19 protein-coding genes and 2 pseudogenes are annotated in these 20,600 nt (G+C 64.5%); 12 read left to right on the forward strand and 9 right to left on the reverse strand.

Annotated features, from left to right (window positions below; all coding sequences use genetic code 11):
• Positions 1-208 precede the first annotated feature (208 nt).
• The gene (locus AB0J72_RS45275; RefSeq protein ID WP_363411605.1) at positions 209-1,105 is read right to left on the reverse strand and encodes an SMI1/KNR4 family protein; all 897 of its coding nucleotides are present in this window, start codon (positions 1,103-1,105) and stop codon (positions 209-211) included.
• A 1,394-nt stretch (positions 1,106-2,499) separates the two neighbouring features.
• Here AB0J72_RS45275 and AB0J72_RS45280 point away from each other — a divergent pair.
• Positions 2,500-3,330 carry a transposase family protein gene (locus AB0J72_RS45280; RefSeq protein WP_363411607.1) on the forward strand — a complete coding sequence of 277 codons (831 nt, stop codon included), beginning with the start codon at positions 2,500-2,502 and terminating at the stop codon, positions 3,328-3,330.
• A 126-nt stretch (positions 3,331-3,456) separates the two neighbouring features.
• Here the strand turns inward: AB0J72_RS45280 and AB0J72_RS45285 are convergent, their stop codons facing one another.
• Positions 3,457-4,467: a hypothetical protein gene (locus tag AB0J72_RS45285; protein WP_363411609.1), complete on the reverse strand. Its 1,011-nt coding sequence runs from the start codon at positions 4,465-4,467 to the stop codon at positions 3,457-3,459.
• Between the two features lie 529 nt (positions 4,468-4,996).
• Between AB0J72_RS45285 and AB0J72_RS45290 the strand changes: the two genes are divergently transcribed.
• Entirely contained in the window at positions 4,997-5,485 is a 489-nt protein-coding gene (locus tag AB0J72_RS45290) for a hypothetical protein (protein ID WP_363411610.1), read from the forward strand.
• Positions 5,486-5,620: 135 nt separating this feature from the next.
• Here AB0J72_RS45290 and AB0J72_RS45295 read toward each other — a convergent pair whose 3' ends face one another.
• The 3 genes and pseudogenes from AB0J72_RS45295 to AB0J72_RS45305 form a co-directional block, all read right to left on the reverse strand.
• On the reverse strand, positions 5,621-6,166 hold the full coding sequence (locus AB0J72_RS45295; RefSeq protein WP_363411640.1) for a cold shock domain-containing protein: 546 nt from the start codon (positions 6,164-6,166) through the stop codon (positions 5,621-5,623).
• A pseudogene (locus AB0J72_RS45300) lies at positions 6,155-6,346 on the reverse strand (cold shock domain-containing protein); the annotation flags it as partial. The pseudogene AB0J72_RS45300 and the gene AB0J72_RS45295, both read right to left, overlap by 12 nt.
• A gap of 36 nt (positions 6,347-6,382) precedes the next feature.
• Positions 6,383-6,580 (reverse strand): annotated as a pseudogene (locus tag AB0J72_RS45305) (cold shock domain-containing protein); the annotation flags it as partial.
• 928 nt (positions 6,581-7,508) lie between these two features.
• Between AB0J72_RS45305 and AB0J72_RS45310 the strand changes: the two are divergent.
• The gene (locus tag AB0J72_RS45310) at positions 7,509-8,132 is read left to right on the forward strand and encodes an HNH endonuclease signature motif containing protein (RefSeq protein WP_363411612.1); all 624 of its coding nucleotides are present in this window, start codon (positions 7,509-7,511) and stop codon (positions 8,130-8,132) included.
• A gap of 381 nt (positions 8,133-8,513) precedes the next feature.
• Positions 8,514-9,857 (forward strand): hypothetical protein, encoded by a 1,344-nt coding sequence (locus AB0J72_RS45315; RefSeq protein ID WP_363411614.1) that lies wholly within the window; start codon positions 8,514-8,516, stop codon positions 9,855-9,857.
• Positions 9,858-10,479: 622 nt separating this feature from the next.
• Here the strand turns inward: AB0J72_RS45315 and AB0J72_RS45320 are convergent.
• Both AB0J72_RS45320 and AB0J72_RS45325 read right to left on the reverse strand, forming a co-directional pair.
• The gene (locus AB0J72_RS45320) at positions 10,480-11,946 is read right to left on the reverse strand and encodes a HEPN domain-containing protein (protein ID WP_363411616.1); all 1,467 of its coding nucleotides are present in this window, start codon (positions 11,944-11,946) and stop codon (positions 10,480-10,482) included.
• Positions 11,947-12,220: 274 nt separating this feature from the next.
• Positions 12,221-13,534, reverse strand: coding sequence for a hypothetical protein (locus AB0J72_RS45325; RefSeq protein ID WP_363411618.1), 1,314 nt, complete (start codon positions 13,532-13,534; stop codon positions 12,221-12,223).
• Between the two features lie 204 nt (positions 13,535-13,738).
• Here AB0J72_RS45325 and AB0J72_RS45330 point away from each other — a divergent pair, with 204 nt between their 5' ends.
• Positions 13,739-14,299, forward strand: coding sequence for an HD domain-containing protein (locus tag AB0J72_RS45330; protein WP_363411620.1), 561 nt, complete (start codon positions 13,739-13,741; stop codon positions 14,297-14,299).
• On the opposite strand, the gene AB0J72_RS45335 is transcribed toward AB0J72_RS45330, so the two are convergent.
• Both AB0J72_RS45335 and AB0J72_RS45340 read right to left on the reverse strand, forming a co-directional pair.
• On the reverse strand, positions 14,287-14,757 hold the full coding sequence (locus AB0J72_RS45335) for an NUDIX domain-containing protein (protein WP_363411622.1): 471 nt from the start codon (positions 14,755-14,757) through the stop codon (positions 14,287-14,289). The genes AB0J72_RS45330 and AB0J72_RS45335 overlap by 13 nt on opposite strands.
• 4 nt (positions 14,758-14,761) lie before the next feature.
• A complete protein-coding gene (locus AB0J72_RS45340) occupies positions 14,762-15,520 on the reverse strand; it encodes an XRE family transcriptional regulator (RefSeq protein ID WP_363411624.1) in 759 nt (252 codons plus the stop codon).
• Positions 15,521-15,890: 370 nt separating this feature from the next.
• Between AB0J72_RS45340 and AB0J72_RS45345 the strand changes: the two genes are divergently transcribed.
• The 7 genes from AB0J72_RS45345 to AB0J72_RS45375 all read left to right on the forward strand — a co-directional run bounded on the left by AB0J72_RS45345 (position 15,891) and on the right by AB0J72_RS45375 (position 20,433).
• On the forward strand, positions 15,891-16,112 hold the full coding sequence (locus tag AB0J72_RS45345) for a DUF6284 family protein (RefSeq protein WP_363411625.1): 222 nt from the start codon (positions 15,891-15,893) through the stop codon (positions 16,110-16,112).
• 10 nt (positions 16,113-16,122) lie between these two features.
• On the forward strand, positions 16,123-16,494 hold the full coding sequence (locus AB0J72_RS45350; protein ID WP_363411626.1) for an RRQRL motif-containing zinc-binding protein: 372 nt from the start codon (positions 16,123-16,125) through the stop codon (positions 16,492-16,494).
• Positions 16,495-16,541: 47 nt separating this feature from the next.
• The gene (locus AB0J72_RS45355; RefSeq protein ID WP_363411642.1) at positions 16,542-17,300 is read left to right on the forward strand and encodes an ABC transporter permease; all 759 of its coding nucleotides are present in this window, start codon (positions 16,542-16,544) and stop codon (positions 17,298-17,300) included.
• 12 nt (positions 17,301-17,312) lie between these two features.
• On the forward strand, positions 17,313-17,486 hold the full coding sequence (locus AB0J72_RS45360) for a hypothetical protein (protein ID WP_363411628.1): 174 nt from the start codon (positions 17,313-17,315) through the stop codon (positions 17,484-17,486).
• A gap of 87 nt (positions 17,487-17,573) precedes the next feature.
• A complete protein-coding gene (locus tag AB0J72_RS45365) occupies positions 17,574-19,736 on the forward strand; it encodes a cell division protein FtsK (RefSeq protein ID WP_363411630.1) in 2,163 nt (720 codons plus the stop codon).
• A gap of 137 nt (positions 19,737-19,873) precedes the next feature.
• Positions 19,874-20,152 carry a hypothetical protein gene (locus AB0J72_RS45370; protein ID WP_363411632.1) on the forward strand — a complete coding sequence of 93 codons (279 nt, stop codon included), beginning with the start codon at positions 19,874-19,876 and terminating at the stop codon, positions 20,150-20,152.
• Positions 20,149-20,433 carry a hypothetical protein gene (locus AB0J72_RS45375; protein ID WP_363411634.1) on the forward strand — a complete coding sequence of 95 codons (285 nt, stop codon included), beginning with the start codon at positions 20,149-20,151 and terminating at the stop codon, positions 20,431-20,433. Before AB0J72_RS45370 ends, AB0J72_RS45375 begins: the two co-directional genes overlap by 4 nt.
• Positions 20,434-20,600: the final 167 nt, after the last annotated feature.

The raw sequence follows: 20,600 nt of genomic DNA on the forward strand, positions 1-20,600 counted from the left end.
TTGATCTCGATGGGTGTGGTGCGGATGCGAGACCGCAGTCCGCGCCCGGGCGGGCCCACAGAACGCGCTGCATTTCAAGCGTGTGCGAGCGTCCAGGAGATGCGGCAGACGACAAGCGAGCCTACGGACCGTGATGGCCGTACAGTTGGCCAGCGCGCACGGTCGGCGGCATGTGCGCGCGCTAAGCGCCGAAGTGTGAGCCCTGGGGTCAATGCCCGTAGGTGTGCGGCCCACCCAGCAGGCGACTGAGGTACTCGGACTGGATTTCGCCGGTCAGTAGGCCGGTCAGCGTTGCTGAGAATCCGGTGCCGTAGCGCTCCCAGCAAGGTCCTCGCTCCTTCAGTACCACGGGCCATTCATCGGGCACGATGTCGGGCTTGACGTGCCAGAAAAGGAAGTCGCCGTGGCCGGTGTACCCCCAAAGGATCACGTTGTCGCCGGGCTGGAACCAGGAGGGGATGTCGCTGCGGTCCGCGGACCAGCGTGATGCGTCGCCGAGGTGCCAGTCGCCCGATGGGCCTTCGGGTCCTGCGAATTCGGGTCGTAAGCACTCTTGGGCGTACGCGTTGTTGTACATGAGGTCTGCCGAGTCGTGCTCGGCGTTCGGAGCGCACACGTGGACATGATCATCGAGGACACCGGCGCCGTACGCGTCGATGAATGTCTTGTAGTCGCCGGGCAGCGTGACGCCAAGCTCCGACTCGATCGGCGACCAATCCAACCCGGCCCCTGTCCCGGCGGTGAGTGCCGGTAGACCGAGGAGCTGCGCCAGGAATCCGGTGGCGTCCGGTGGCCGTCGGAGCCGATCAGCGGCGCGGCCGGTGTCATCGACCGGCCGCTGACCGGAAACGATGTCGTCCGGCCTGAGCAGATCACCGCCAGTGCCGGCCACGATGGCGTACGCCCCAGTGAGCTCGACGACGACCAGGTCCACAGGTCGCTCCATCCGGCCGTGTTCGCGGCAGGCGCGATCGAAGCGGTCACCCGGACGAGCCCAGTGCTTCGGGTGATAGCCCGGCTCACCTCGCAGCCGCCAGCCTTCCGGGACTGTCTCAACGGAGTCGACGAAGAAGCTCAGACGCTCGTGACGCACGAGCAACAGCATGCCGTGCCGATGAACGGATCGCGTCACCGGCCGAGGACACGACGAACGACAGATCCGCGACGCGATCCACGCAACTGCATCGAAGCGCCGGGTACGGTCGACCGCTCGCTCGCCGCGAGTGCACAGGGTCGAGCGGATCGCGGCAAATGGGGATGCCCGTCAACCCGCCTGTCATCTGACGAGGCAGCCATCTCCGACCTCATCCCCCAGCGGTAGGGGGCCGATCTGGGTGGATGGAACACCCGCTCGATGCCAGAAGCCCACATCGAGCGGGTTCCTGTCGGCTGCCTACCGGGCGGGGCGGATTGCCTCGATCATCGCCCTAATCATTTCCGCCCGATGCTCCGACTCGGAGGCTAGAAGGACGATGACCGCTCCGGCCACAACTATGCCGACGACGCCAAGGCGAGCCAACGGCGACAGGCTTGACTGAACGGTTTCGATCTCCATGACGGTGTCCTAACGCTTCGGCGACCGAGCTGGAGACGAGCACGACTCAGCTCGGCCACCTATGGCCGATGAATGAGGTTCCGTTCCGACTTCGGAAACCTTGCATTGCTCTGACCACGCGCTGTGTAGGTACCGCTATGTATTCGCTCGTGTTCCGCCTGGTCTCCTATAGAAGGCTCGTTCGGTAGTCGGCACCGAAATTCGCCGCAGAGCATCGACCAGAGGGTCAGACGCCACCCGAGGGTGGGCACTCGGCGGACAACATACCCGACCATCACCACTGCCGCGAAGGCACCCCAGCCAGCTGAGCGGTCAGTCGCCGAGTCGGACGACGGGGATGCGTTGAGTGACGGCGGCGATGGGTGACTGTGCGAGCCCGACAACGCGATCTTCGAGTACGAAGTGTGACGATCCGCAACCGGTCGCCGCGCAACACTCGCGGCATGTGCGTGAATCTCTTCCCCGCTCGTCGAGTAGCGTGCGCGGCTGTGAACGTCACGCCGGCTGAGGCACCGTTGCTGCACACGACGTGGCCGATCTTCGCGACCGAGCTTGCCGCAGCTCTGAGGGCGTATGGCGACGACTCGTTGACCGAGCAGGTCAGGAACTGCGCGTCACGCAGCTGTGCGGCTGTGAGGACGACTTCTGCCAGAGCTTCTATGCCGCCCCCAAGACCGGCTCGTGCCTACGGCAAGGGCCACCGCACCATATGCCTCGATCCACCGTGGCCGGGTTACCTCAACCTCGACGTGGTCAACGACCACATCGTGAACGTCGAGGTTCTCTACCGGTCACCACTGAGGTGATCTCACCAGCGAAGTGCGCGTGAATTGGGCCTGCGGCGACACGGGCATACCGTCCGTATAGGACGGTGGTGGAGTTGGGGTGGAGTCCCCGGTAGATGAGTTCTCACCACAAGACACCATCTGCCCCGAGGACTCCACGTGATTGCCTATCGTGCCATGCTCGACGTCCCGCGTGAACTGGTCGCCTACGTGGCGCGGTTGCTCGCCGATGAGCGGCGCGCCCGCGGCACGCGTCGGGGCAGCCGGGCGTTGACCTGCTGGCGTCAGGCGTTGTTCGCCCTGGTGTGGTTCCGCAAGCGGGAGGACATCGCCGTGCTGGGCGCCGGGTTCGGGATCAGTCGGGCCACCGCGTACCGCTACCACGACGAGGCTGTCAGCGTCCTCGCAGCACAGGCGCCGCAGCTGCCCGAGGCGCTGCAGCGGGTCCAGTCCGAGGGCTGGACGTTCGTGATCCTGGACGGCAAGGTCGTGGACACCGACCGCTGTGCCGAGACTAAGATCAGCAAGAAGGGCAAGGTCATCGACGCCTGGTACGCCGGCAAGACCCACGACTTCGGCGGCAACGTCCAGGCGGTGATGCGACCGGACGGGCTGCCGATCTGGGTGTCCGAGGTCGAGCCCGGCTCGGCACACGACCTGACCGTGGCTCGCCAGCACGCGCTGGGCGCCCTGTACGCCGCGGCGGCGCGAGGGCTGCCGACTCTGGCCGACCCCGGGTACGACGGCGCCGGCATCGGCGTACACACCCCGCTCAAACAGCCCGCCGACGGCCGTCAACTGGACGTGGACACCCGCACCTACAACATGCTGCTACGGTCCCTGCGCTGCCTCGGTGAACGCGGCCTCGCCCTGCTCACGCAAGGCTGGCGCGCCCTGCAACACGTCACCGCCAGCCCATCCAGAATCGGCGACCTTGCGAAAGCAGCGCTCGTGCTCACCCATTTCGAGCACCGCTACCTTTCTCGTTGAGATCACCTCACTGTGCTGAGCTGACGCTAGGCGAGCGAGCAGCGAATAGCTCCACGAGTCGTCGGGCCCCGATCAGCGGCAGATGAGTATGCGCGGCCTAAGTGGTTTGCGTGGTCCACAGGCTCGTCATGGCGCCCAACGCCATGGAACAGTTTTCTCTTCACCGGCAACGGTGTCAAACAGGCCAAAGTTTAGGCCCTTCACCCAGTCGTAGACAGGAATTTCGAACGCATACCACAGGAATTGGGCCGCCGCGAGGAGGAAGTTGTAGGTGCTGTCATATCTGCCGCGATTCGTCGCGGATGATTCGTTGTAACCCCAGATGGCTTTGACAGTCCAGGATGCGCCATCTTCATCTGAGACAAATTCGACGATTTCCCGTGCTTGCAATTCGCTGACGGCATTGTCGAATCGCGACCTTCCCGCTGCTCTGATCTTGGTTACAAGTAGGCTATTATCCAACTCGAGACGATCAGTCGTGTAGTCGGGAAAATCAAATCTCCACTCGTTGCCCGAAACCTTTTCTCGCATCCAGAGTTCCAAGAAACCCGAAAGTACTTCCAGCGCCACCTGGGACATTTCAGTCAGCTTACGCTCTGCAATCTCCAGCTCGCGGATCAGCCGGGGCTGGAAGCGCGCCATATCGAGGGAGTCCAGACTGTGACCGAATGACTCCAATAAGCCGATGCCGGTGGTGGCACTTTCCGAAGTGCGACGCGAAAGGTCAAGCATCAAATTCGTGTTTTGCGGCCCGCCCTGTTCTCGCTCGATTGCCTGCACCACTGCCTCTTCAACCTTGGCTTCATGCTCTTCCTTGATTCGCAACAATTTTTCGGCCGGGAACTTGATTTCACCATACTTCCTGTCGTCGACTTCCCTACCGTGTGTCGCGCAGAAAAGAATCAAGTTCTTAAAGTCCCTACGTTCCTCAGCAGAAAGATGCTTATTCCCGCGCGGCCCACCGTCCTCGGCGGCGTAAATGTGTGAGACTGTGCCGATCCATCCGCCGCTGGCGCCGATAAGAGGCTGCCGACAATCCGTCATCGCACAGTAGCCGCCAGAGGTAAACATCAGTTTCCGCATGACCAATGCTTCGATCGGAAGCCGCATGCTGTTATTCGTTGAGCCCTTCGCCATGCTCACAGTGTGACAAGCGGGCCTGCCCTGCGCGAGGGGTTACGCCCTCAACTCGGCACGAGCGTGCGTCGGGTCGCCCGGCGTGCGTCACGCCGCGTGACGGCTCACCGCTGGCCGTCGCGCGCGGTCTGCGGCATGAGCGGATGCCAAGCAAGAAGACGGCGGCGGCCAGCAGCGGTTGTAGCGGTTTGACCGTTAACGATCTACTTGTCGGGCGCGGGCCGGACTCGACGACGAGTAGCGGCCCAGCGCACCTACACAGCGGCCGATAGGGTATCTCAACGCGTTACTGATCCCGAGAGCCGACGGCCGCCGCTTGGGTTCTTCGATACTGCAGGTAGCGGCGAATCCAGAGCGGCACTGCGATCACCCACACCACTGCGAGCAGCCGCATCCAACCGGTGTTGAGCATGACAATAGTGACGAAGCAGAACGTCCCGAACGCGGCAAATATCCAGTAGTACGGCGCAACGGCCTTGTCGAATGCAGGGATGACCTTCCATTACGCAGTCCGCGTGCTAACCGACCGATGAGCAAGGCGGTGTGGCATGTCGCCGACGTCAAGACGCCGGCGACCGCTGACGGGATCGTCATCGGCACCGTTTGGTTCACGTTGCACGGCGTCGACTTCCCCGAGGCTGGGTGGACCGACTTCCCGATATCGGTGTTGAGTTCGGCTGTGACTGCCTATGAGGACATCCGTAGCGGGGAGCTGGAGGCGTTCTCGTACATCTTTGACGGGCCGTACTTTCTGTACTATCGCCGGACCGATGCTTCCGAGCCGACCGTATACATCGAGGCCAACTGCGACCGCGACGAGAACGCGGTGGTTTCCCTCTCGACCGGCGAGGTTCCCCTGAGGAAGCTTCGCGGCACTCTACTGAGCGCTGTGGAGACTCTGCACGCCGAGATCGCGGCGAAGCCGTGCGCCGACGATTCGGTTCACATTGCTGCAAGGCTCATCGCGACGCTTTCTGGCCAGGATGCGATATCCCGTCGGGAGGTGCGGGAGACCTGAGCTTTGGTCCCGGACGACGCACGGTCTTCGGCAGTTCAGCGCACCGGCCGGCGCCGGACGCTCGTCACGCGGCGTGACGGAGTTCGCCGACCTTGCGCTCACGGTCGGCGGCAGATGAGCATGTGTTCAGAGGTGTCAGAGGCGCTCCACGCGGTCGGCCTGCAGGCCCCGGTCGCTCTGACGCACCGTGTACCGGACCTGGTCGCCCTGCTGCAGCGGTTCCGACCCGGCGACCACGGATACGTGGACGAACAGGTCGTCGCCTCCGGCGTCCGGTGTGATGAACCCGAACCCGCGGTCGCCGTCGTAACGTGCGACGACGCCGTGGCCCGCGCGTGCGGGCACGCCCCGTGACGGCGGCTTACTCCTGGCGGGTGGCGGCCCGGCCGGTGCCGGGCGTCGCGGTGGCGGCGCGGGCTCGGCCCCTCGGACCAGCTGCACGTCGCGGGCCTGCGGGCCCTTGTCGCTGCTGACCACCTCGTACGCCACGCGGTCACCCTCTGTCAGCCAGGTGAGGCCCTCGGCCAGGGACCGGGCGTGGACGAAGACGTCCCCGGCGCCGGAGTCCGGGGCGATGAAGCCGAAGCCCTTGTCCTCGTCGTACCAGGAGACGGTTCCGTCCGCCCCGTCGGCACCGCCTGCCGTGGCGGACAGGCCGGCCCCAGGACCGAGCGGGATCACGTGCGCGGCCTGCGGGCCGCGCTCGCCCTCGACGACGACGAAGGCCACCCGCTGCCCGTCGCTGACCACGCCGCCGGTCACGATGGCCGAGCTGTGCACGAAGATGTCGGGGCCGCCGCCGTCTGGCGATGCGAACCCGTACCCCTTGGTCGGCTCGTACCAGTTGACCGTGCCGAGCACGCCCACGGCACCGCCAGCGGCCTGCTCGGCGGTGCCGCGCACGCGCAGCGCCTGGGGACCGCGGTCGTTCTTGCCGGCCTCAAACTCGACGGCCTGTCCCTCACGGAGCACCTTCGAGCCGCCGTCCCCGACGATCTCGGAGGCGTGCACGAACACGTCTGGTGATCCGTCGTCAGGCGCGAGGAAACCGAACCCCCGTTCGGCGTCGAACCAGCGGACGATCCCGTGCGGCATAGGAAAGCTCCAGGTCGTTAGAGCGGCATTGCTCCCAGTCTCGCTGACGTCGTCGTGCCCGGGACCACCGGGACCGGCCACGGTCAGTCGGTTGCAGGAGGTCGTAGGCGGCCAGGACGCGGGCGGCGGTCGCGAACGACCCCTCAAGCCCAGGAAGAGGACCGTCGAACAGCATGCTTTCCGACCTCCCTCCAGCGTCTTGTCCTAACCGGCGGTCCTCACCCGGCCAAGAGAAACGTCCGCTCATCGGCATGAGTGCGCACAGGCTTGACGGACGCCAACTACGCAACGTCACCTGCAGCGCCGCCGACGTCCAGGACGAAGCGCAACGCGTTCGATCATGTCCGAGCCGAAATGACCACCGGCGAGCGGAGCACTCCCAGGAAGATCACCGTACGGGCGTTCGTGTCAAAGATGTGTGAGGACCATCCACAGTGGACACACAGATTTGGCGAATGAAGACCGCCCGAGTCAAGGTGTCGATCACGTGTCGCCACAATCGCAGCCGATCTACATAACGCCTGCTCAACCGCGCTCTCACGGCAAGCACCGACAGGCCCTCACAGACCCTTTGACTCCGCCCAGCACAACAGCGAGGACTTCATCGAACACGTCGGGCGGCCGTCGACGCCGCAAACCGTACGGCCGTACGGGCAAAAACGCGTGTCATGACGCGATCAGAGCATTGATCATGGTCAACCAAAAGGCCAGCTGAGCTGGCCTTTCGCAAAGTCGGGACGGCGGGATTCGAACCCACGACCCCTTGACCCCCAGGCCATTGAGGCAGACGTTTCCGCACGTCATCCACGGTATGCATCCACCGACGGTGTGCAGCATGAAGCGCGGCGTCTTCCACCGTGCAGAGCGTGCGGTCCCCATCCGGTCCCCAGTGATGATCCGACACCGTTGCCCGGCGTATCATCCGCGGATGGCCGCCCGTCCCGACGTTCCGGCGGAACTCAAGCGTCGCTTGATGATCGAGGCAGGTCATCGCTGCGCCATACCAACTTGCCGCCAGATCGGCCCCCTGCAGATCGACCACATCGACGACTGGGCCAAGGTGAAGCGGCACGATTTCGAGAACATGATCGTGCTATGTGCGAACTGCCACGGGCGCAAGGGCACGCGACATGGTGAGATCGACCGCAAGTCGCTTCGCCAGTACAAGGCGAACCTCACGGTTCTCAACAGCAGGTACAGCGACTTGGAACGCCGGGTCCTGGAGGTCCTTGCTGACCAGCGCGAGGCGGTCGCAAAGGTCCTGACGGGGAACCCACGTCTTGCTCCGGACTTCGCCCGTGGCCTGTCGATCCAGCTGCCAAGTTCTCTTCGGCTCCTGATGATGTACTTGATCAAAGACGGATACATGGAGCTGTCACCCCCAGGCACCCGGCACATTGCTGCGTTCAATTCGACCGTGGGATGGACCGAAGTCCCGGCTGCGACTAGTTCGCTGTTGCCAGATACCGACTTCTACCGATTGACCCGAGCGGGTGTGGAGTTCCTCGACGCGTGGCTTGGAGCGAAGCCACTGGACGCGGACGGTCCTTGACGCTCGGCAACCCGACCGTCGCGCCGACCGCTTCGGTGTGAACGCTAGCCAAGCATCTGGCAGTCTGGCGATTCAGATTGGACCTAGGCAACTCCAGTCCTTTGAGGTTCACGCTTGTCCGCAGCATCCTCTCCCAATAGTCCCCAGGGATTCCCCCGCGCCAGCATCGCGTGCGGCACAGCTGGTGATGTGCGATACAGGCGCGCCGCCACGACCACACAAAAAGGATGGTTGCAACACGGCACTGCCGGTATGCTAATCGCTCAATCCAGGACTCGGATCATCACCCTAACGATTGGACGCAAAGTGCGCATCTTGGGACTCGACTGTTTCGTTCCAGTACCGGGCGCCGAATACGCACACTTCGACTCCGATACGTCATTGTACGAGTACGACATTGCTTTTTGGGACCCGGCGGCCACGTACAGACATTACGACGCTGCGTCGTGGCGAGAGCACTACAGCGGTTTCGCGTCGTTTCGAGAGTCGGAATCGGCGCAATTTGTTTTCACCCTCACAAGACGCCGGACGGAGTTCGAAGAATTCGTCAAGATGGGCCGCGTACTCGTAATCTTGACTGCTGCCCCCCAGATTATGGGTTATGACACGGGAAAGAGAACTCAGTCCGGAACCGGGAAGGCCGTCACGACCCATCGACACATAGAATTTAAGGCACTTCAAGACGCCCTGCCGTTTAAATTTAGGGCAGTTCAGGCGAAAGGCTCTAGGATTGACTCGCCTAGAGAGGATTTCGGCGCACTTCTGCGGAAGTACCCGGACAGATGGTGGTACCGGGCAATCCTCGACAGTCCAGTAGGCTTGCCGCTGGCGGTGGTGGCAGGCACCGACAAGGTCGTTGGCAGCATCAATAAGGGCCCCGGTGGTGGAATCATCCTGCAACTGCCCGACCTTCCAATTATCGATGACGGTTACAACGAAGACGAAGACGAAGATGACGACGAGTCGGACATTGTTGACGACCCGGATCCGTTGTACGTTGATCTAATCGAGTGGATCCGGCAGCTTCGCGGCGGCGGAGAGTCAACTTTGCCCAAGTGGGCGGAGGATCTGCAATTCGGCGAGGACATCGCGCGAGGAACACAGCTCTTCACCCTCGAACAAGAACTTCAGCAGCTAATGGCAAAGATTGCAGAACTGAGAGCTGAACGAGCGCGCGATGACCGCTGGAAACATCTCATCACGTCTAGCGGAACACAATTGGAGGAACGCGTTGGCGAAGCGTTCGCGCTGTTTGGGTTCGATCTTTCCCCGCCTGTTGCAGGCCGACGAGACCTGCACCTCACCTGGCAAGGAAGAACTGCCGTAGTGGAGGTCAAGGGAATTAAGAAGAGCGCGGCTGAGGCTAACGCGGCACAACTTGAAAAGTGGGTTTCTTCAGAACTGTCCGAAACCGGGAAGATTCCAAAGGGAATCCTGGTGGTGAACGGTTGGCGCGAGATTCCGATTACCCAAAGAACCGAGATTCTGTTCCCTCATCAAATGCTGCAATACAGCGTTGCGAGGGAACATTGCCTATTAAGTGGCTTTCAAATCCTCACCATGGTCCGGGCGGTGATACGTGGAGACGTTCAGCCCGAAGACGTCGCAGGCTCAATCATGTCCTGCATTGGCGTTATGCCAGGCTGGGAAAGCATCACGGACGTCTTCCCAGACGGCCCGCTGGAAGTAGTGCACGATAGCGAACCAGAGAACCAAGCCCACTAATTCACCGCTTGCGATCGTACGTGGCAATGGCGGTGCAGCCGACAGCCCGCTGGCTACATCGGCAGATGGCAGGATGGGGTAATGATCAACACAGCGCCGGACCCAGCAGCTAAGTGGTGGACAACGACGGAGGTCGCGCGGTACCTCGGGGTTCAGATCGGAACGATCGGCTCCTACCGCATCCGTGGTCAGGTACCCGAGCTGGATGAGACGAGCGGTCGGACGCATCGCTGGCGGCCGGCCGGGATCATCGCCTGACACCAGGCGCGCCCAGGGCCTGGTGTCGGTGGACAGCCCGAGGGCAAGACGGCGGAAGACGGTGGCATGTGTGACTGCAAGCGTGTTGTCCACTGTCGCGCAGGGCGTGCGGCCCCCAAGCGGTCCCCAGCCTGTCCGGCATCTGTGCTCCCGATGAGACGGCTGACCTGCCGACGATGATGTGGTCGCCGTTCGGGTGGTGAGTTCGGTCATTCTGTCGAGTTGGCGCCCTGTTGCGTGCGGCGTGGTCATGCCAGGGGGTTTTTGGACATTCACATACTTAAGACCCTCGGCAGCACCCGGGGGTCTTAAGTATGAGGGTCCAGGGCCAGCGTTGCGGACCGAGTTTCTGTACCGACGCTGTTTAATCAGCTTTCGCCCTGGAGGCACTCCTCGATTCTCGCACGAGTTTCAGTTGCTCTCGTACTCGTTCAATAGCCTCAGCAAGGCGTTCACGATACCAGAAAAGCCTGTTTGAACTAGCCTTCTGCGTGAGGATGTCAATCGATACGCCACAGTCCAAGAGCATGCAGGTACGGACGACCGCGTACACGGATTCGGTCAGGAACATCAGATCGCCACCACTAAACTCTGGCGAGTCGGCGTTCAGGTGCGTCAGTTCATTCCGTACGTCCGACAGCGTTCCCGCCCATCGGTCTTTTCTTCCGATAACCGGCCGAGTGGCGGTTGCCGCCCGCCCCGCCAGCTTGCCCAGGCGCTTGACCAACGACGGATCGTTGCCGAATCCGATCTTCCCCAGGAGCCACTCGCGATGTTCGTCCGGAGCACTTTCCAGGCAGGCATGCAGGATCTGCTGAAACTTTTCTGGTTCCATGTGCGGCTCGTTCTGAGTAAGCCGGTGAAAGGCCTCGGCGCCGAACGTAACGTTGAGGAACCGATTCTCGGCATACATACGCTCCGCATATTTGACGCTCATCAAGGAGTTTAGAGCGCGCTGAAAGCGCGGCGCGATGTCGAGCCAGCGCGCAATGGCCGGGAGGCCGCCCAACTCGTCAAATGTCAGCAGCATCTCGTACACGTGACGAGGTTTCCTTTTTTCCGGCGCCGTGTACGGTATTGGAGATGTGACCAACTCCATCGGCTGTTCGGCTCCGGAATCACTGCCGTCGAGCATGACCATGTGAATGTCAGGATGCGTCAATGAAAGCTTGTCGCGGTCAATCTGGACGTCCATGCAGAAGGTCATTAGGTTTTGTATTAGCCGTACGTCGCATTCGATGTCGTCCAACGAGCACGGCTCATTGTAATGAATAGTGAACACGGGCCATTGCCTCATGGAGACGCCACGCAGCGGGTCGCCTTCCGGCTTCCAGCAGTAACCGACCTGGACTCGGCCACGGGCGAACGGGTGCTCGTCCTGCGGTATTGGAGTGAAGGTGGCCGTGTAGATGGCAGTTGGTTCGGCTTGTTCACGAAAGTAGTCTGTCTCGACCCTGATGCCGCTGCGGCCCAACCAAACGTCCGCGTAGCTAAAGGTCGCCTCGGCCGCCTGAAATTTCTGATCCTCTGAATCAATATGGTGGCCAACAAACATGCGGTTGGCGTGATAGCCGCTTTCTATTATGCCGGGCGCGCGGTGGCTCGTGCCTGTTGAGAAGCATCTGTCCAGCGTAACTGGACGGTTGCCGAGCCAGCCAAAGATACGAACAATGGGTTTACCGCCGTCATCTACGGCATGATCGAATACGCCAACGAGTGAGAGGTCTATACCACCGCCGGCCGGATCGAACTGGAGGCGTCCCGACAGCCTATCGCCATCTTCGTCGTGGCCGGGTAGCCAGAACAAGCCGAGACTATCGATGGGCTGCATTCGTCCGCTCCCTTGCGGTATACCTCGTTGTCAGCAGCGCTAGCCATTCGACCGGCGTGGCGAACAGGGTAGGTGATGCTGCCCGTCGGGCGCGAGTCGGTTTCGGATGCCGTGGCCCACTACCATTGGCCGTAGATCATTGATATTGAGCCTTTTCGCACGTCAGCACGTCATGCCCATGATCATGGCGTGACCTTGGCGGCACATTGTCTACCATCGCGCATCACGTGTGGTCCCCAACTGGCCACCAGCGATAAACCCGGATCCACTCTCCTCAACTCTCCGGCGTGGACGATCGACCGGAGATCCGATCTCCGATTGCCCGCGCCCATCCAGATAGGACGCTCTTGATCAAAGCTCGACGCTCAATCTTTGGAGTTGGCTTGAATACAAATACGTGTTGTCCGAATCGCTCATCGTTCTGCAACTCAATGACACCAGTACGGACACTGTCGTACAGAATCATGCGAGCTTTTCGAGCTTGAGCATCTCCCGCGTAGATCATAATGGTGCCAGCAGCAAAAGCGCCGACAATCAGCCACCACAGGACATCGGGACTATCCTTTGCATCGAACTCTAGATGCCACCTGTACGCCAGAGCAGCAAGAAGCACCATGAGCGGAACCGCAACACCGCTACGAAACTCGCCCTCCGCTTTGAGGCGGTCGTATTCCAAATACTGCTCGGGCTGATTTTCGCGCAGCCTGCGCTCCGCACGGTTCAGGCGGCGCCTCAGCCGGACCCGCAGTTCATCGAACTCAAGGACCGACCTGACGAAAGCAGCGCGCGCCACTTGGCTCGTCTCCAGCTTCCTAAGAAGCGCACGCCTAACGTCCGAATCGGAGTTCTCACGGCGCCTGCGCAGCATCCACAGGTCCGCAAGGCTCTTCACGCGAAAGTCGCCGCGATCCTCCGCATTGGATACAGCATGAACCTCTTCCAGGGTCAGGCCGACGCTTATCGCTCCCTGATAGAGCAGTCCCTGCTCGATTTCGTTGACGGTACGCGACAGGAAATCGCTATTCTCGCCGAAATAGGACTCGAACTCGCTATCAACCAACTCATCGAAAAGTTGTCTATCAGATTCGGTTGCAAAACGGACGGCATGAATCAGCTGCAACACAACAGAGTGGGCATAGAGGAGACCGGCAGTCACAGTATCCTCTAGAGCAACCTGGTAGCTTTCCGGCCTAACCCGACGATACCTTAACCAGGCCTGCGCTAGACATAGGATTACCAGGAAGAGGATGCAGGCAATTAAGAATTTGAAGGCAAACTGGGCAACAACAAACACCACGAATAGCGGAATTCCCAGTGTTGCCACAAAGGAAAGCACGGTCCGCACGGCGGCGCCAATAGACTGAAGCAATACGCCGAGAAGGTAGATGAGCAGGATGATGATTGAGATCACCAGCTCAACAGGCAGCTTCCCGATCTGGCGCCCCGCCGTCTGGATGGCCTCGCGCTGCCACACCTTCTCAGGAAGTAGCGCAGACGCCACCCAAGCAGCGAGTGACCAGAGAACTCCCACCACCAGGGGCGTCCGAACTTCTCGGACGCCGGGTAAGAACTGCCCTAACAAATTCACGAACGCCAGTCTAAATGTTGATCCTCCAATGACAGGCGTCTCACCCCGGATAGGCCCCTTACCTCAAGCCTGCCCCGGTTGCTGATGTTCTCCCGCACGGAGCACCTACGTCCGCGTGCAGGTGGTTACACCGTTGGTGCGTACACATCGGAGACACGGGCGAAGGGCGACGACGGTGGCACCTCGGAGACGTACTCTTGCCCGATGGACATCGTGACGAGCGCGCGGGCCATTGCGGAGACTCTGCTCGCCGAGGCGCTGCCCCGACGGTGGAACCACGTTCGGGCCGTTGGCGCCACAGCTAGCCACGATGCGTCGAGAGCCGTCCCCGAGGCCGACCACGCAGTACTGATCGCTGCGGCATGGCTTCATGACATCGGCTATGCACCCGGCGTGGCCTCGTCCGGCCTTCACGCTCTCGACGGCGCCCGGTGGCTGCGGGACCAAGGCCATGACATGCGTATCGCGGCACTCGTGGCGTACCACTCCTGCGCCGTGTTCGAAGCCGCGGCGCGCGGGCTGAGTGAGGAGCTCGCCGCAGAGTTCAGCGATGAACAGTCCGCGGTCACGGATGCACTTTGGTACGCCGACATGACGACAGGGCCGGACGGGCAGCGGCTGAGCGTGCACGAGCGGCTGGCCGAGATCCGAGCCCGCTACGGTCCGGACGACATCGTCACCCAATTCTGGGCTGAAGCGGAACCCACGCTGCTCGACGCCGTGCGCCGGACCGAGGAACGGCTGGCCGCCGCTCAGCCGATGTAGGGTGCCGGCCGATTCTCGAACCCGTGGTCGATCCGGAGCCGCATCGACGGATGGATCTGCAACTGGTCGAGGTCTGCGCGCGGCACCCAGCGAACCTCCGACGACTCACTGCTCGGCGTCGGAGTACCGCCGAGGTACCGGCCGCGAAAGCAGATCGAGAACTGCTGGCGCACCTCGCCATCGGTGTACGCCATGACGTGCTTCGGGTCCGTGTAGAGGCCGACGATGCCGGTGACCTCGATGTCAACGCCCGACTCTTCCTTGGTCTCCCGCACGGCCGTCTCCGCGATGTACTCGCCGAAGTCCTGGGCGCCGCCCGGGATCGCCCACAGACCGTTGTCGGTGCGCCGGATGAGCAGCACCCGGCCGAGGTCATCGACCACGAAGACCGTCACGGCAACGACGATGCTGTTCGGCTTGGGTGCCTGCGGATCGTTGTAGAACTCGGTTCGTGCCATGCCCTCAGCTTGCCACCGACGGCGCCCACACCGGCACTGAGGTTGACCACACGCGGTCGAAGCTGTCCGCGTAGGTCCCGAAGAGGTCACCACCCGCGAGGCGTCGTAGGTGCATCACCGGCGTGTGCGCCGCAGGGAAGCCGAAGACGTGCGCGTTGACGAGCATCTCGTCATCGAAGCAATAGATCGAGTTGTAGAGCGTCGTCTTGTGAAAGTGGACCGCGACGCCGGGGACGTCACGCAACCGCCGGTAGAACGCAAGCACGTTGTGCACCTTGCTCGCCATGGCGTCGCCGATCCCCTCCTCGGCACCCCTCTTGGCAACCTCGGCACTGTCGGGGTCACCCAGCAGGATCTCGATGCGGGCGCCTTGCTCGGCCTTCGCCTTGAGCGCCGGGATCAGTTGGGACTGCTGCTCAGGCAGGAAGAGGCCCGCGTACGCAAGGATGCCGACGTACTCCTGCGCCTGGTCGATAAGGCGCCGCCAAAGGTCGTCCGGCACGGCAGCTCGGCGCGGGTACACCTGCACGACCTCTGACTGGGCCACTCGGTTTGCCCGCTCGGCCGGCACGGCGTTAGGCCATAGGTACGACTCGGCCTCTTTGAGCAGCGCGCCGATTGCGTGGCGGTACTTCGGATAGGGCGCGCGCCCCTGAGTCACCCACCGCTCAACCGTCTTCGGATCGACGCCCAGATGTTCGGCGACTGCGGCCGGTGTCAGGCCGTTCCGAAGCATCGCGTCGCGGAGCCGGTCATTCGGCACTGGCGCCTCCTCGGACGAGTGGGGACGACTTCAAGTTAGCAAAGACGTCCCAAGTCGTCCAGCTTGGCGGTGAAGTCGTCACTGCCACCTGACAGAAAGTGAGTGCAGCACCAAGCAGGCCGGCCGGATGCCGGGAAGGCGGTAGCACTACCGCCGTTCCGGCAGACCTTCCGTGTCCACAAGGACTTTGACAACTACATGGGGCCGCGCCTCCCCGAAAAGGTTGCCACGCAAGGCATTTGGTCCTTGCTTCAATGCCTGCCCGCGCTGAAGTGGGCTCCCCGTAACGCTTTCCGCCCGGCCGGGGCATCTCGGCCGGGCGGTCCTTCCCGATCTCACAGGAGAGACCGTGATCTACGACCGTGATTCGATGGACGAGCCGACCGCCGCCGACCTGGCCGCGATCGAGGACGAGTGGCCGCTGATCGAGGCGGAGATTGAGCTGCTGGACGTGCAGATCGACATCCTCGACGCGCGGCGGCCGGTCGATGAGGTGACCGCCCGGCGGCTGCACCGGGCGCGTGACGCGGTGGTCGGTGAGGCCCTGCGGTACTACACGCGCCGCGTCAACGCCGCCCGCCGGGCAGCGTGAGGACCTGGCCGTGAGCCGCATCCGCGCCGTCTACTACGACCCGCTCGGCGACCGGTACGGCCTGCCGACCTGGTGGTGGAAGGGCGCCCCCGACAGCTACGCCACCCGCCGTCAACTCCGTGCCCGCGGGCTGCGCCCCGGTGGTCAGCCGGTCGCCGGCCAGATCCTGTGGCGCGGTGTCGGCGGCGAACGCGTCGCCTACCTGTACCGCCTTGACCTGGCCAAGCCGCACCGCCCCGCGACCGCCGCGCAGCGACGCGCGATCGGCCGGGCGCTGCTGGCCCGCCGGACCTGCTCCACCTGCCGCGAAGTGCGGCCGTACTACATCCCGCGCTCGCTCGGCGAATGCCTCACCTGCGCCTACCCCGAGGAGAACCCGTGACCACCGCAACCGCCCCCAGCGCCTACCCCGCCCCGATCGAGGCGCTCATGCCCGACGCCCGCAAGCTCGCCGACCGGCTCGGCGAGATCCCGTCCCGCAACGCGCTGATGAAGGAGTTCCGCATCGGCGCGCCGAAGGCCAACGCCGTCCGCGACGCGCTCACCGACGAGCGCACCGAGCCCGCCGAGATGCCCCCGCCGCGCACGCTGCACGCCGTGCCGGACCTGGAGCCGGACACCGACACCCCCGAGCCCGCCGAGCCGGTCGACGTCGAGCCGGTCCCCGAGGCGCCCGAGGCGGCGCCGCAGGCCACGGGTGACGGACACCCGGGCACCAACATCACCGCGCCGGACGCCCCGGACGCGCCGGCCGCCCGGCGCAAGCCGCGGTCCTGGCCCGTGTGGGTCCTGGCCCTGCCCGCGTTCGTCGCGATCTGGTCAGGGTGGGTCGGCCTCGGCGAACTCACCGGGTTCGGCGTCATCCACCCGCTGCCCGGCATCGCCGACAGCTTCAGCATCAACACCGCCATCACGCTGCCCATCGGTGTCGAGGCATACGCCGCGTACGCCCTCGCGGTGTGGCTGTCCGACGCCTACGGCGCGTCGGTGCGCCGGTTCGCCCGCTGGTCCGCGATCGGCTCCCTGGTGTTCGGCTGCGCCGGGCAGGTCGCGTACCACCTGCTCAGCGCCGCCGGTGTCACCTCCGCGCCCTGGTGGATCACCACCGCCGTCGCGTGCCTGCCCGTCGCCGTGCTCGGCATGGGCGCCGCGCTCGCCCACCTCATCCACGCCAACCGCGACATCTGACGGGAGCGGGACGTGGACGCGGAGACCGAACTGCGCAACCTGCTCATCGTCTTGTCGGAGCTGTCCACCTGGGGCGCCAACCACCTCGACAACGACTGCGCCGACCGGCAGTACATCGCCGAACACCTCGCCCACAGCCTCGCCGCGCTGGTCAAGGGCGACCGGATGCCGCGCAGCCCGTTCTAGTTCCGCCCGGTGCGCGGCCTCTGGCCGTAGGAAGCTCGGCCGCGCACCGGTCCCCATTCCTCCATCAGGAGTCAGGAGACCTCCAGCATGACGAGCAACGACCCGGACCGCGAGCACCCGAACGGGTTCGACTGGTCCAAGTACGAGAACGAGGTCGCCGACGTCGCCGAGGTGGTCGACCTCGGCGCGGCCCGAGCCCGCCGGGACGGCACCAGCGCCGAAAGCCACTTCGACGTGCCGCTGGACGACGAGCCTCAGCGCGGTGGCGTGCTGGTCGACGCCCCGCCGGCCGACCCGAAGGGCCGCCGCCCGATCATCCCGACGCGGTTGCTGGGCTGGCAGAACTTCAAGGCGACCGTCCGCGACATCGCAGAGGACGCGTTGCACCGCGCTGGGTACCACGCCGTGCGGGCGCCCTGGTACGCGATGCAGGCCGGGTTCTGGGCCACCGTGGGCCTGTTCAAGGTGGTCGGTCGCCAGTTGCGGTGGTGGTGGTTGTCGGAGCAGTACGGGCTCCGGCAGGCCGCCGCCGACGCGAACGACCCGCAGACTTGGTACAAGCTGCACCGCGAGGTCAAGGCCACCCGCGCATGGCGCGGCGTCGTCCTGGCCGCCGAGACGGCCGCGCTCGCCATCGGCGGTCCGGTCGCCTACGCCATGGCCCCGTGGTGGGTGACCGGCCTGGCCGCCGCCGGTGTGGTGTGCGGACTGGCGCGGCTCGGCCGCCCGCAGGACAAGCCGATCCTGCGCCCGGCCGTGGTCGCCGGACGGTACCGGAGGGTCAACCCCGACATCATCCTGCGCGCCTACTACGCCGCCGGGCTCGGCCACCCCGACAAGCCCAACCAGCAGGTCACCTTCGGGTCCACTATGTCCCGCGACACCACCGGCAGCGGGTCGCAGGTGGTCATCGACCTGCCGTACGGCAAGACGTGGGAGCACGTCCTCAACGCCAAGGGCGCCATCGCCTCCGGCCTCGACGTCTCCGTCAACCAGGTGTTCCTCACCCGCGACCCCAGCTCACACCGGCGGCACGTGCTGTTCGTCGCCGACCGCGACCCCCTCGCCATCCCGGCCGGGCGCACGCCGCTGCTGGACGGCAAGGTCCGCGACATCTGGACGGAGGCGCCGTTCGGCCTCGATGAGCGCGGCCGGAAGGTCGGTCTGCTGCTGATGTGGGTGTCCGTGCTGGTCGGTGCGCAGCCCCGCAAGGGCAAGACGTTCGCGACGCGCCTCCTGGCCCTGTTCGCGGCGCTCGACCCGTACGTGCGGCTCATCGTCGTGGACGGCAAGATGTCCCCGGACTGGGACAAGTTCCGCCTGGTCGCGCACCGCATGGTGTTCGGGACCGTGCCCAACAGCCGCGACAACGACCCGGTCGAGCACCTGCTGGAGGTGCTCCGCGAGGTCAAGGCCCACATCCAGGAGGTCAACGACTTCCTCTCCTCCCTGTCCACCGTCGAATGCCCCGAAGGGAAGATCACGCGGGAGCTGTCGCGGAAGTACCCGCAGCTCCGGGTGTGGATGCTCGTCATGGAGGAGTTCCAGGCCTACTACGAACTGGACAGCCAGGAGCAGAACAAGGAGATCGCCGCGCTCCTGTCCTACATCATGGCCGTCGGCCCCTCAGCAGGTGTGATCCTGCTGTCCAGCAGCCAGAAGCCCTCCGGCGTCGGCGCCGGTGACGTCGGCCGGCTGTTCAACCGGTACCGCGACAACCACGCCGTGCGGTTCGCGCTCAAGTGCGGCAACCGCGTCGTGTCCGAGGCGGTCCTGGGCGGTGAGGCGTACAGCGAGGGCTACGACGCGTCCGCGCTGCCCAACGGGCCACAGTACCGAGGCGTCGGCTACCTCTACGGCGCCAGCGACGACACGCCGACCGTGCGCACGTACCTCGCCGACCACACCGACGCGGAGAAGATCCTCACCGCCGCCCGCAAGCACCGCGCAGCGGCCGGAACGCTGTCCGGCGCCGCGATCGGCGAGACCATCACCCGCGACCTGCGCGACACCCTCGCCGACGTCCGGTCGGTGTTCCTCGCCGGGGAGAACGGCCTGCACTGGGCCACCATCGCCACCCGCCTCGCCGAGAACCTGCCGGAGCACTACGCCGACATCACCGCCGACGCGATCTCCGCACAACTCCGCGACCGTGTACCGAGCGTGAACGTCAAGGTGCGCGGCGAGGTACTCAAGGGCGCCCGCGTGTCCGATGTGGACACTGCGATCCAGCGCCGCAAGAGCGCCTGAGAAGTAGCGGCGGCGCCGCTACCCGGTAGCGCCGCCGCTACCCACCCCGCTACCAACCTGGCCAGCCGCTACCCACCGAGGTAGCGGGTAGCGCCAGCAGCCCTTTCGCGCCCAAAACAGCCCGTGGAGGCTCTCGCATGTCCGCGCTCGCCGCTACCGCTACCGGCCAACCGGCCGCCGCAGCGCTGCTGTTCCTCGCTCTCATCATCGTCACGTTCGGTTACGTCCTGGCGTGCTGGCTCTGGCCGTTCGTGGCCTGCCGCCGCTGCAAGGGCACCGGCAAACGCCGCGCCCTGTTCGGCGGCAAGGCGTTCGGCATCTGCCGCCGCTGTGACGGCACCGGCCGCCAGCTGCGGCCCGGCCGCCGCGCCCTCAACTACCTGCGCACCGTGCACAGCAAGGACACCAACCGATGAAGCGCAGGCACCCCGACTGGTGCGCACGCGGGCACCGCTGCAACCTCGGCGAACACCGCGCCGATCCCCTCGCCATCGACGTCCCCGGCCTCGGCCGCGCCCTGCTCACCCGAGTCCGCGCCGCCGACGGCCGGGAGCACGCCGAGGTGACCCTCACGGTGGCGCTCGCCGGCGCCGAGCCGGTCGCCCGCGCGCAGCTGCTCGTCCTCGCCCGCGACCTGGACACCGTCATCGCCCGCGCTACCCGCGCGAGCGTCCGCCCCGTCCGGCGGGCCGCGTGACGACCGCGACCGGCCGGTGCGGGTTCTGGGTCGCCGCCGACCGGCGCTGCGGCGCCGTCCACGGTGTCCGCGTGTACCTGCCCGGCGAGCCGCTGGGCGCAGGTACACCACGACCCGGCGCAAACTCGACCCGTTCGGCAACACCCGCGGCGCGGACCCGGCCTGGC

Source organism: Dactylosporangium sp. NPDC049742 (assembly GCF_040674675.1).
In the GTDB taxonomy this organism is placed as follows: Bacteria; Actinomycetota; Actinomycetes; order Mycobacteriales; family Micromonosporaceae; genus Dactylosporangium; species Dactylosporangium maewongense.